Raw genomic sequence first — 12,097 nt, 5'->3', positions numbered from 1 at the left:
ACTTAACTAAACCGGCCTTGTCTGATCCAAGACCGCTGACTTTTCTAGGTATATCATGACCGAATCTTTTGCAGCCCTCTTTGAAGAAAGCGAATTAAACCTCAACGTTGAAAAGGGTGCAGTCATCCAAGGTATCGTTGTTAGTATCGATTCTGACTGGGTAACTGTTGATACTGGCCTTAAATCTGAAGGCGTTGTATCTCGTGCTGAATTTTTAAACGAACAACGTGAACTTGAAGTTCAAGTTGGCGATACAGTAGATGTTGTTGTTGAAGCGCTTGACAACGGTATGGGTCAAACAGTTTTATCACGTGAAAAAGCAAAACGTGCTGAAACTTGGACTAAACTTGAAAAAATCTTTGAAGACGGCGAAATCGTTACTGGTGTTATCTCTGGTAAGGTTAAAGGCGGTTTCACTGTTGACATCGGTCCTGTTCGTGCGTTCTTACCAGGTTCTTTGGTAGACACTCGTCCAATCCGTGACACGACTCACCTTGAAGGTAAAGAGTTAGAATTCAAAGTCATCAAACTTGATGCTAAACGTAACAACGTTGTTGTATCTCGTCGTGCTGTTATGGAAGCTGAATCTTCAGCTGACCGTGAAGCGCTTCTTTCTCAATTGGAAGAAGGCCAAACAGTTACTGGTACAATCAAAAATCTTACTGACTACGGTGCTTTCGTTGACCTTGGCGGTATTGATGGTCTTCTTCACATCACTGATATGGCTTGGAAACGCATCAAGCACCCTTCAGAAGTTGTTGAAGTGGGTCAAGAAGTTACTGTTAAAGTACTTAAATTTGACAAAGAACGTAACCGTGTTTCTCTAGGTCTTAAACAACTTGGTGAAGATCCATGGTTAGCGATCATGAACCGTTATCCTAAAGGTTCTATCGTTAAAGCACGTGTAACTAATTTAACTGACTACGGTTGTTTCGCTGAAATCGCTGAAGGCGTTGAAGGTTTAGTACACGTTTCTGAAATGGACCACACAAACAAAAACATCCACCCATCTAAAGTTGTTCAGATTGGTGATGAAGTTGATGTTATGGTTCTTGAAGTTGATGAAGAACGTCGTCGTATTTCTCTTGGTATCAAACAAACTCGTGCTAACCCATGGGAAGAGTTTGCTAAAGCTCATGAGAAAGGTGAAAAAGTTTCTGGTACGATCAAATCTATCACTGACTTTGGTATCTTCATTGGCTTAAACGGTGGTATCGACGGTTTAGTTCACTTGTCTGATATTTCTTGGAACGAACAAGGCGAAGAAGCGATTCGTCGTTACAAGAAAGGCGACACAGTTGAAGCAGTTATCTTGTCTGTAGATGCAGAAGGTAACCGTATCAGCCTTGGCGTTAAACAATTGAACAGCGATCCATTCAATGACTTCTTAGCTGCTAACGAACGCGGTGCGTTGGTTAAAGGTACAGTAACTGCAGTTGATGCTAAAGGCGCAACTGTTAAGTTAGCTGACGAAGTTGAAGCTTCTTTGAAAGCATCTGAAATCAACCGTGATCGCGTTGAAGATGCAACCAAATTCTTAGAAGTTGGTCAAGAAGTTGAAGCGAAAATCATCAACGTTGACCGTAAATCTCGCTCTATCAACTTGTCGATCAAAGCGAAAGACGAAGCTGAAGAGAAAGAAGCGGTTGCGAACTTGAAAACAGCTACAACTGCTCAAGACAATGGTCCAAAAACTATTGGTGACTTGATCAAAGCTCAAATGAATCACTAAGTTGCTGTAAAAAAGTATTATTAAATGTAATTAATTAATACTTTTTATACAAATACTGTAAAAGGTAGCGTAGTATACGATCACTGCGCTACCTTTTTGTATTTAAAAAGGATATTATTTGAAGCAAGGCTAAATAGCATTAAAATGAATTGAGGTCGTAGATGACAACTGAAGCTCTAAACAAATCTGACTTAATAGAAAGAATTGCACTTAAAAATCCACATTTGGCTGAGCCATTGGTGGAAGAAGCAGTGAAGATTATGATAGATCAAATGATTGCATCACTATCAGGAGATGATCGTATCGAAATTCGTGGTTTTGGTAGTTTTGCTTTACATCATCGTGAGCCACGTGTGGGACGTAACCCAAAAACAGGTAAATCAGTTGAGGTTGCAGCGAAAGCAGTACCACATTTTAAACCTGGTAAAGCATTACGTGACGCAGTAAACGAATCTGCAAATAAATAAAATTCGAATGGGGTGTTTATGCGCTTTATTTTAGGTTTACTTTTGGTCGCAGTGTTTGTTTATTCTCTAGCACTGGTACTGATCAATGGAACTGAGTTACCTGTGGATTTATGGTTTACTCAAGTGCCTGCAATGCGTTTGGGTCTATTGTTATTGTTAACATTAGCCATTGGTATTGTATTGGGGTTGTTGATCGGTGTGCAGATTTTCCGAGTATTTCAAAATAATTGGGAAATTCGCAGATTACGTAAAGATATTGATCATTTACGTAAGGAGCAAATCCAAAGCGCTCAATTGGCTGCAGCGGAAGCCGCAGCAAGTGTGCGTCATGAAAAAACAGTGATGGATGTTTATCCAGAAGATAAAAATTCTAAGCCATTATAATTTTATCAACCCTCAATCATGATAATAATGAAAGATTGAGGGTTTTATCATTTCTGCATTCTAATAATTATTCGAATAATCACCAAGTAAAGTATTAATTCTTTGTACTCATCAGGATTATCTCTATAATAAGGCACCTTATTGTGATGGAAAGAATCTCTTGAGTATTATTGTTGCCTTAGACGCCAAAAGCCAATATGACGCATTAACAATCGCTGATCAGCTAGATCCATCACTTTGTCGTTTAAAAGTGGGTAAAGAACTTTTTACACATGAAGGTTCATCTATTGTTAAAGCATTGCATGATCGTAACTTTGAAGTATTTCTAGATTTAAAATTTCATGATATTCCAAATACTACAGCACAAGCTGTATGTGCTGCGGGAGACATGGGGGTTTGGATGGTGAATGTACACGCGTCAGGTGGTCGTAAAATGATGGAAACCTGTGTTGAGCGTTTACAAGCAGGGAACTATAAAACTCAATTGATTGCTGTAACAGTATTAACTTCAATGGGACGTGAAGATTTACGTGATATTGGTTTGGATATTGAGCCTTTTGAGCAAGTGAAACGTTTAGCAAAATTGACCAAAGACAGTGGTTTAGATGGTGTGGTGTGTTCTGCACAAGAAGCGAAAATGTTGCGTGAAGAATTAGGTCAAGATTTTTCTTTGGTTACACCAGGTATTCGGCCAGTAGGTTCAAATGCGGATGATCAAAAGCGTATTGTGACCCCAAAACAAGCGATGTTAGATGGTTCTACACATTTGGTGATTGGTCGTCCAATTACTCAATCTGAGAATCCAAGTCAAACGTTGAAAGATATTTTGGCGACATTGTAATCGTTCTGATTTGGTATACAGTTATTTTGCAGAAAGCCTTTCAATCGAAAGGCTTTCTTGTTTATGATGAAGTTGTAAATTGATCTATGAGACAAATAAAATGACTGATCAAAATTTATCAATGAATGATACACCACAATATGTGATCGACAATCTGCAACAACTTTCAGAAGAAGCTATACAAGAGGAAGAACATGCTCAAAATCGAAATAATGAATGGGGTTCAGGTATTGACGCTGTTGAGTGGGTTAGAGCGTTTTTGAATGCATTAAAAATTTTTTGAGTGGGTGATATTTACTTTAGTGTGTGTTTCTATTGGTGCTAGTTTAAGTTGCATATTTCTCATTTTTTGAATCTAGTTCTGAATTTTGGTTAAAAAAGAAATCACCAATCATTGGCGATTTCTTTTCTACTTATCGGCTTGAAAAACTATAAAGCTGCCAAAATACTTACAGCAATAGGCGCGAGTACTGAGAGAACAAAACCACTGACCATGGCATGCGGTATAAACTCGTTGCCACAGGCTTGTTTAACCATGGGTAAAGTAACATCCATTGCAGTTGCACCTGCAGAAGAAATAGCAGAACGTGGATAACGCCAACCGATCATATACATAAATAAAATGGCGAAAATTTCACGGAATAAATCATTAATTAAGGCAATACTGCCGAGATGAGCATTTCTGAGTTCAGTGACCACGATTCCTGTCATAGAGTAAAAACCATAACCTTGTGACAACATGATCAAATCTTTTAAGTTGATGCTATTGATCATTAAAGAACACAGGACAGCACCTAAAATAGAACCAATAATACAACCTATGGGTACAAGTAATATTTTCCAGTTTAGCCAAGAGCGATCTAATGGGGAGTAAGCGAGATCTAAACCAATCAGTAGCATGAAGACGAGTAGTAAATACCATGTGCTGATCTGTAGCTGATAGTCAAAATAAGCAAATAATTCAGATAAACCATAGCCTAAAGCTAAGGCGATAAAAGCATAGCTAATATTGATTAGTGAACCCATCAACAGTTCTGCTGAAACTTTGCCTTGTGTAGGTTGAAAGCCAATCACTTTAAATAATATATAGCAGCATAGAAATGCTCCTAACGATGTTGCTAAAGCAATGCTAATGGCATCACTCACAATTTGTGCAGGTTCGGCGATGCTATGAAGGGTTTGTGCGAACTCAATGGCAATGGCAATCAATAAGATATAAGTAAAATAAGGCAGAATTTTAAAGGCGATAGTTTCTAGCCAAACGGGTAATCGACGTGCCAGAATAAAACCTAAAAATAAACAAAATAAAAGTTGGAAGATCAGCCAAAGAGATTGCATAAAAATGGGCAAATAGTCACTATTTGCCCATTATAGCTGAAGTTTTAAGCAGCACGTGTGCTTTTATTAGACATTTGTTTTTGACCTAATAATAAATAATCGCTAGCGTTAACTGTTCGAGTCTGTAGCCAGAATTTCCATGTATACGTTGGCCAAAGTGAGAAGTTTTTGCCACCATCTTGTTGATACCAACTCACACATCCAGACTGCCAAACAGTGCCTTTGAGTTGTTCTTGAACACGTTCATTAAATGAATCTTGTACTTCAGGTTTGATGGTGATTGCTTGAGTTTGAGTTTTATTAACCAATTGAATGAGTTGTAAAATATATTGCACTTGTGATTCGATCATGAAAATTACAGAATTATGACCAAGTATGGTATTTGGTCCTAACAATTGGAATAAATTAGGGAAATTTTTGGTTGTAATTCCATAATAGCTTTCTGCACCATCTTTCCATGCATCTTTGAGTTCAATACCATTTAAACCATAACATTCAAATGATTTTAGATAAATACGCGGGTCGGTAATAAAACCTGTACCATAAATTAAGCAATCAATTGGACGTTCTTTACCATCTTTGGTGATGATGCTGTTTTCAGTCACTTCTTGAATCGCATCGGTGATGAGTTCTACATTGTCACGGTTAAAGGTTGGGAAATATTTATTAGAAATCAGAATACGTTTACAGCCCATGACATAGTCTGGAGTCAGTTTTTTCGCAACCGCTTTATCTTTTACTTGAAATTTAATAAAAGCTTCAGCCAATTTTTGCCCATATTTCATGATTTGTGGTTGTACAATCGGAACGACGCGCGATTCATTTGACCAATATAAACGTGCACGATGTAACTTTCGAAACCATTCAAAACGTTTAAATAGATGTTGATCTAAAGCATTATAAGCACGTTCATCGCGTGGAATTACCCATGCTGCTGTGCGTTGCAACACATAAAGATTTTTAACTTTGGCTGCGATTTCGGGAATATATTGGATCGCACTACCACCTGTGCCAATCGATGCTACATTTTTCTCATTTAAATTATATTGGTGATTCCATTGTGACGAGTGGAAAACTTCACCTTTGAACTTTTCAATGCCTTTAATTTTTGGAATCTGTGGGACATGCAAAGGACCTGAAGCAAAAATAACAAATTGTGCCTCAATTTTTTGTCCATTTTTTAGCACTAAATGCCAATGACATTGTTGTTCATCGTAGCGTGTTGAAATGACTTCTTGATTAAATTGGATGTATTTTTTTAGCTGATATTCTTTTATCAGGTCTTGTATATAATCAAAAATCTCAGGCGCTTCAGCATAACGTTTTGACCAGTCTTTCTTCGGTGCAAATGAGAGCGAATACATGTGTGATTGTACATCACAAGCAGCTCCCGGATATTGATTTTCACGCCATGTACCACCGACATCATCGGCTTTTTCTAGAATGATAAAATCATGAATATTGGCTTGTAGTAAACGAATAGCCATCGCTAAACCACCAAAGCCTGCGCCAATGATCGCAATTTGTGTGGATTGGGTCGGTTGTTGATGATTGATCGTGTTTGTTGCACACATTTTTTAAATCCAGTTTTTTTTGATTTTGTTTAGGTTAATGAAATTTTTTAGACAGTAATATGATTATAGCAACAGAAAAATTGATCAATTCGGCAATTTTCAAATCAGTAATAGTGTAGTAAAAAATAGCCAGTAAAAAATATTGTAATGAAGATGAAAAGATCGATACTTGGTTTGATGTACTTAATTCAGGGCATGCGTAATGCAGGTATTGATGTGGATGCACGTCTTGCGAGTATTGGTATCCAGTCTGATGCCCTTGAACCCAGTTCAATTATTCATCCGAGTTTAGAATGGGATATTCAAAAAGTCATTGGGCAAGGCGTTAAGCCTGAAACTGGGGTATTTATTGGACAGCACTATGCTTTAGCGGGTTATGGTCCTTTGCTCATGTTGTTGGTGACGTGTCAGACGGTTGGTGATGCAATCAAAAATGGTATTCATTTTCAAGGTTTAACACATTTATATGGCGTTTTAAATTTGATAGAAAACCAATATCAAGTTGCTTTAAGCTATCAACCTATTGATCTCACGACTGATATGGGATTGTTACGGGCACAATGTGAAATTTCAGGAACATATAAGTTTTTACAAGATATTTATAAAATGATGGGTTTGCCTACTCCAGATATACGTATTGAGTTACCTTTTGCTCAACCTAAAGATGCTGAAACTTTGAAACAGTTTCAGGATTATTATGGTGCGGACTTACACTTTGGTGGTAAGGCGGCTGCATTTTGGTTAGATAAATATGTACTCGATGTTAAAATTCCATCTGCGGATCAGATGACCAATCGTATTTATGAGGTTAAATGTGTTGAAGAGATTCAGCGTTTAAGTGATGTTGAAAATGAGACACCTGTATTGATTCAACGTGTAAAGGATTATTTAGAGTTACAACAAGGTGTAATGCCGACAATGGCAGAAACAGCACAGGCATTGAATTTGCCGGAACGAACATTACGCCACCAATTACAACAACTCAATACGAGTTATAAGGTGATTCGAGAGCAATTAATTAAGCATAAGGCATTGCGTCTGATTGAATATAAAGAATATTCAATTGAGATGATTGCTGAGTTATTGGGATATTCTGAACCTGCGGCATTTAATCATGCATTTAAACGTTGGTTTGGGCAAAGCCCACGCCAATATGGCAAATAAAACAATTTTCGGTATAGCAAAGATAAATTAATGAGAAAGTCTTATTTATCAGCTTGTAATTTTCGCTATACTTCCACCAGCCCCTAAAAGTATTCGTAATATGTTAGACAAAAAATCAGCACATAGCACCGCATTTACACCCGTATCTCCTGCTGAGCGTTATGCTCAAGCTTTGTCATCTGGGCAATTTTTACCCGATGAAGCACAGGCGCAAGCAGTGCATGAGCTAGATCGTGTTTGGCAAGAACTTATTCAACGTTATAAAGCTTCTAAAAAAGCATTTCGTCGTTTTCGCCGCCAGACCTCACCTAAAGGTGTCTATATGTGGGGTGGTGTAGGGCGTGGAAAAACGTGGTTGATGGATCAATTCTATGAGTCAATTCCATTTCGCCGTAAAACCCGTATGCATTTTCATCACTTTATGCAGTATGTGCATAAAGAGTTAAATAAGCTTTCAGGTCAACGTAATCCACTCGATTTGGTCGCAGATCAAATTTATAAAGATGCTGTAGTGATTTGTTTTGATGAATTTTTTGTGTCAAACGTTACAGATGCAATGATTCTTAGTGATTTATTTCAAAAACTATTTACACGCGGTATTACGCTGATTGCAACATCAAATATTGCACCCGATGGTTTATATAAAAATGGTATTCATCGTGATCGTTTTCTGCCAACCATTGAAATGGTCAAGAAAAACTGTGTGATTTTAAATGTTGATGCAGGTGTAGACTATCGTTTACGTGTATTAAAACAAGCACAATTGTTTAAGTCACCTTTAAATGATGAAAATACGGCATGGATGGCTGAGCGCTTTAATGCTTTAGTCTTGTCACAATCGGTGTCTAAAAGTTCGATCATCATCAATAATCGTGAGGTTGAAACGTTAGGGCATACTGAAGATGTATTGTGGTGTGAGTTTCGTGAACTATGTATGAAGCCGCGTAGTCCATCTGACTTTATTGAAATTGCCAATATTTATAATACGGTTTTAGTCAGTAATGTCCCGCATTTGGATGATTTGTTGTCAGAAGGAACGCGTCGTTTTATTTATTTGGTCGATGAGTTTTATGATCGTGGGGTGAAATTATTACTGACTTCAGCAGATTCGATCATTGAGATTTATGAGGGTGAAAAATTAGCATTTGAAATTGAACGTACTCGTTCACGTTTGTTAGAAATGCAATCAGATGAATATTTACAGTCTGAACATCGCCAGATTCAAGGCAAAGAATTACAAGTGGAATAAGTACGTTACATCTTATTCAGCACTCGCCAGAGTGCTTTTTTTTGTTCAATGAAACAGATTGTTCACAAGCTTTTATCGACATTGTGTATTTTTCATGGCTTAATCGGGGGATGAAAAAAAGTATATTGACATTAAAATGATCAAATAAATGACCTTTTCGGCACTTAAGTCTAATTTCGACATTTTAAAAACTTTATACACTGTGGAAAGAGTATTCAAATTGTTGATGTTATTCACTTCTTGAACTGTATTTAATTGGATGATATCGGTATGTATTCAATTTAAAATGCTTACTATTTAGGAATGTGATATTACTATTCAGCAAGGTATAAATCGGTATACTAAGAATCTCTTGTTATAAAAAGTAGCAATATCAGGAAAGACAATGACTGCACGTATTCAAAAAGGCAAGTTAGCGATTGCTAAAGAACTCTACGATTTTATTGAAAATGAAGCTTTACCAGGCTCAGGTCTAGACAGCGAAAAATACTGGAAAGATTTCGAGCAAGTTGTTGTCGATCTTAGTCCAAAAAATAAAGCATTATTGGCTAAGCGTGATGACATTCAAGCTAAAATTGATGAATGGCACCGCAACAATAAATTTGAACTAGAAGCTTACAAAGCTTTCTTGACTGAAATTGGCTACTTATTACCAGAAGTAGAAGATTTTCAAATCACGACAGAAAATGTTGACGAAGAAATTGCATTATTGGCAGGCGCACAATTGGTTGTACCTGTGCGTAATGCACGTTACTGCTTAAACGCTGCGAATGCACGTTGGGGCTCACTCTATGACGCACTTTACGGTTTTGACGTGATTCCAGAAGATGGTGGCGCGGAAAAAGGTAAAGGTGGCTATAACCCAGTTCGTGGTGAAAAGGTTATTGCATTTGCTAAAAATTTCTTAAATGAAACTTTCCCATTGGCAAATGGTTCTCATGCTGATGCAACTAAATATGCTGTTGATGGCAAAAAATTAGCTGTAACACTTAAAGATGGTTCGACTACAACATTAGCGAAAGAATCTCAATTTGTGGGTTTTAATGGTGATGAAGCTGCACCAAATGAAATTGTACTTTTAAATAATGGTTTACACGTTATTATTGAAGTAGATGCAACAAGCCCAATTGGTAAAACTGATGCGGCAGGCGTAAAAGACCTAGTGCTTGAAGCTGCTGTAACGACAATTCAAGACTTAGAAGACTCAATTGCTGCAGTTGACGCTGAAGAGAAAGTTGAAGGTTATCGTAACTGGTTAGGCTTAATGAAAGGTACACTTTCAGAGTCTATCGAGAAAAATGGTAAAACAATTACGCGTACTTTGAATAAAGACCGTACTCATAAAAACTTGATCGGTGGTGAAACAACGCTTCATGGTCGTTCATTGATGTTACTTCGTAACGTAGGTCACTTAATGACAAATCCAGCGATCCTAGTAGATGGTGCTGAAATCTACGAAGGTATCATGGATGCATTGATTACGCCGTTGCTTACTTTTGCAGACATCAAAGGTCAAAATGAAAACAAGAACTCTCGCAAAGGTTCGATGTATATCGTTAAACCAAAAATGCACGGTCCTGAAGAAGTTGCATTTGCAGTTGAATTGTTTGAACGTGCTGAACAAGCACTAGGTTTACCTGCGAAAACCTTAAAAATCGGGATTATGGATGAAGAGCGTCGCACGTCTGTAAACTTGAAGAACTGTATTGCACAAGCAAAAGATCGTACGATCTTTATTAATACAGGCTTCATGGATCGTACAGGTGACGAAATTCATACCTTCATGGAAGCAGGTCCATTCGTTCGTAAAGGTGAAGTGAAAGGTCAAATTTGGTTCCCAGCGTATGAAAACCGTAACGTGATGATTGGTTTGCAAACGGGTTTACGTGGTAAAGCACAGATTGGTAAAGGCATGTGGCCAAAACCAGACATGCTTTTAGACATGTATAAAACTAAGATTGAACATCCTGAAGCGGGCGCAAGCTGTGCATGGGTTCCATCTCCATCGGGCGCAGTAATTCATGCAATCCATTATCACCAATGTAATGTGTCTGTACGTCAGCAAGAATTGTTGAAAACAGAAGCGTTGCCATTAGATGATTTGTTAACTCCTCCTTTAGCGACAGATACCAACTGGACTGAAGAAGAGAAAACCAAAGAACTTGAAAATAACTTACAAGGTATCTTGGGTTATGTTGTTCGTTGGGTTGACTTAGGTGTGGGTTGTTCGAAAGTTCTTGACATCAATAACGTTGGTTTGATGGAAGACCGTGCGACACTGCGTATTTCTTCTCAGCACGTTGCGAACTGGTTACGTCACGGTATTGTGACCAAAGAGCAGGTTGAAGAAGTATTTAAGCGTATGGCGAAGATTGTGGATGAGCAAAATGCAAACGATCCACTGTACACACCAATGGCACCAAGTTTTGATGGCTTTGCTTATCAAGCCGCTTATGACTTAGTGTTCAAAGGTGCTGAGCAACCATCTGGTTATACAGAGCCACTGCTTCATGCTTACCGTTTAAAATTGAAAGGCTATACAGGTGACTAATCTGTAAGCGATTAAAAACCCTGACTTGTCAGGGTTTTTTTATTTGAGCGTATTAAAATGCTGATCGCTTAGATTAAGAACACATAGAAATTTATTTAACCATACCCAGTATTGCGGTTTGTGTTTTGCATACTTTGGTGGCTTCTTCTTTACCCATTTTATTTACTTCATCTTCAAAAGCCTTTTTCTGATTATTAATTGCTTCTTCAGGAATACCACTGGTTTTGGCCATTTTTTCAATCTGTTGCCATGATTCTTCACATTCTTTTGGCATTTTATTGCTGCTACAGGCGCTCAAAAGTAAACTGCTGATCGTTAAGGCAAAATAGATTTTTTTCATTGTTTTAGCTCGATTTTGTAAAATGATAGAAAATTTAAATGATGATGTAATAAATCAAAAGAATTATTCAGCACATTAACATAATGAAAAAAGAGCTGCAAATGACAGGTATTAAAAAAGGCATTCATTTTGAATGCCTTTTTGTGTCATCCATGACTATTGAATCGGTGGATGTTGAAGTTCATTTAGCTCTTTACGACTAAAGCCTCGCGAGATGAGAACTTTCTTAATGCCAAGAATCGTATCTTCGTCTTTCGCTTGAGATAAAGCCAAAAGAAGTTGATCATTGGATTTACAAGAGCAATCATTTTCCACGCAAGCAATCTGATTTTTATGCTCATTTTGCTGCGCATCTTTTGTAAACAGCTTTTGCCAAAAACTCATAGAGCCTTCTAATGCAACCAAACATAGCTTGAAATATAGTGGGTTTAAAATAAAATACAAGCTATGCGAAGGT

At 37.6% G+C, this 12,097-nt stretch carries 12 protein-coding genes; 8 read left to right on the top strand and 4 right to left on the bottom strand.

Going from position 1 to position 12,097, the window contains the following annotated elements:
- Positions 1–55 precede the first annotated feature (55 nt).
- The 5 genes from rpsA to HUV91_RS06350 all read left to right on the top strand — a co-directional run bounded on the left by rpsA (position 56) and on the right by HUV91_RS06350 (position 3,707).
- Positions 56–1,732: a 30S ribosomal protein S1 gene (rpsA, locus tag HUV91_RS06370; RefSeq protein WP_065992959.1), complete on the top strand. Its 1,677-nt coding sequence runs from the start codon at positions 56–58 to the stop codon at positions 1,730–1,732.
- Positions 1,733–1,893: 161 nt separating this feature from the next.
- Entirely contained in the window at positions 1,894–2,199 is a 306-nt protein-coding gene (locus HUV91_RS06365; protein ID WP_130072563.1) for an integration host factor subunit beta, read from the top strand.
- An 18-nt stretch (positions 2,200–2,217) separates the two neighbouring features.
- Positions 2,218–2,583 carry a lipopolysaccharide assembly protein LapA domain-containing protein gene (locus tag HUV91_RS06360; RefSeq protein ID WP_130072561.1) on the top strand — a complete coding sequence of 122 codons (366 nt, stop codon included), beginning with the start codon at positions 2,218–2,220 and terminating at the stop codon, positions 2,581–2,583.
- 160 nt (positions 2,584–2,743) lie between these two features.
- Positions 2,744–3,424: an orotidine-5'-phosphate decarboxylase gene (gene pyrF, locus HUV91_RS06355; protein ID WP_174492890.1), complete on the top strand. Its 681-nt coding sequence runs from the start codon at positions 2,744–2,746 to the stop codon at positions 3,422–3,424.
- A gap of 100 nt (positions 3,425–3,524) precedes the next feature.
- Complete coding sequence (locus tag HUV91_RS06350) at positions 3,525–3,707, top strand: hypothetical protein (protein ID WP_174492889.1); 183 nt, start codon at positions 3,525–3,527, stop codon at positions 3,705–3,707.
- Between the two features lie 146 nt (positions 3,708–3,853).
- On the opposite strand, the gene HUV91_RS06345 is transcribed toward HUV91_RS06350, so the two are convergent.
- Together HUV91_RS06345 and HUV91_RS06340 are read right to left on the bottom strand one after the other, a co-directional pair.
- Positions 3,854–4,762 carry a lysine exporter LysO family protein gene (locus tag HUV91_RS06345; protein WP_174492888.1) on the bottom strand — a complete coding sequence of 303 codons (909 nt, stop codon included), beginning with the start codon at positions 4,760–4,762 and terminating at the stop codon, positions 3,854–3,856.
- A 44-nt stretch (positions 4,763–4,806) separates the two neighbouring features.
- Positions 4,807–6,336: a flavin-containing monooxygenase gene (locus HUV91_RS06340; RefSeq protein WP_174492887.1), complete on the bottom strand. Its 1,530-nt coding sequence runs from the start codon at positions 6,334–6,336 to the stop codon at positions 4,807–4,809.
- Positions 6,337–6,489: 153 nt separating this feature from the next.
- Here HUV91_RS06340 and HUV91_RS06335 point away from each other — a divergent pair, with 153 nt between their 5' ends.
- The 3 genes from HUV91_RS06335 (at position 6,490) to HUV91_RS06325 (ending at position 11,300) form a co-directional block, all read left to right on the top strand.
- A complete protein-coding gene (locus HUV91_RS06335) occupies positions 6,490–7,500 on the top strand; it encodes an AraC family transcriptional regulator (RefSeq protein ID WP_130072547.1) in 1,011 nt (336 codons plus the stop codon).
- Between the two features lie 100 nt (positions 7,501–7,600).
- A complete protein-coding gene (gene zapE, locus HUV91_RS06330) occupies positions 7,601–8,749 on the top strand; it encodes a cell division protein ZapE (RefSeq protein ID WP_130072544.1) in 1,149 nt (382 codons plus the stop codon).
- Between the two features lie 385 nt (positions 8,750–9,134).
- On the top strand, positions 9,135–11,300 hold the full coding sequence (locus HUV91_RS06325) for a malate synthase G (protein WP_130072541.1): 2,166 nt from the start codon (positions 9,135–9,137) through the stop codon (positions 11,298–11,300).
- Between the two features lie 91 nt (positions 11,301–11,391).
- On the opposite strand, the gene HUV91_RS06320 is transcribed toward HUV91_RS06325, so the two are convergent.
- Both HUV91_RS06320 and HUV91_RS06315 read right to left on the bottom strand, forming a co-directional pair.
- Positions 11,392–11,640, bottom strand: coding sequence for a hypothetical protein (locus HUV91_RS06320; RefSeq protein WP_130072538.1), 249 nt, complete (start codon positions 11,638–11,640; stop codon positions 11,392–11,394).
- A gap of 156 nt (positions 11,641–11,796) precedes the next feature.
- Complete coding sequence (locus tag HUV91_RS06315; protein WP_130072536.1) at positions 11,797–12,024, bottom strand: hypothetical protein; 228 nt, start codon at positions 12,022–12,024, stop codon at positions 11,797–11,799.
- Positions 12,025–12,097: the final 73 nt, after the last annotated feature.

The sequence above is a fragment of the Acinetobacter sp. Marseille-Q1623 genome (assembly GCF_902809895.1).
Classification (GTDB): domain Bacteria; phylum Pseudomonadota; class Gammaproteobacteria; order Pseudomonadales; family Moraxellaceae; genus Acinetobacter; species Acinetobacter piscicola_A.
This window is presented reverse-complemented; position numbering and strand designations above follow the sequence as displayed.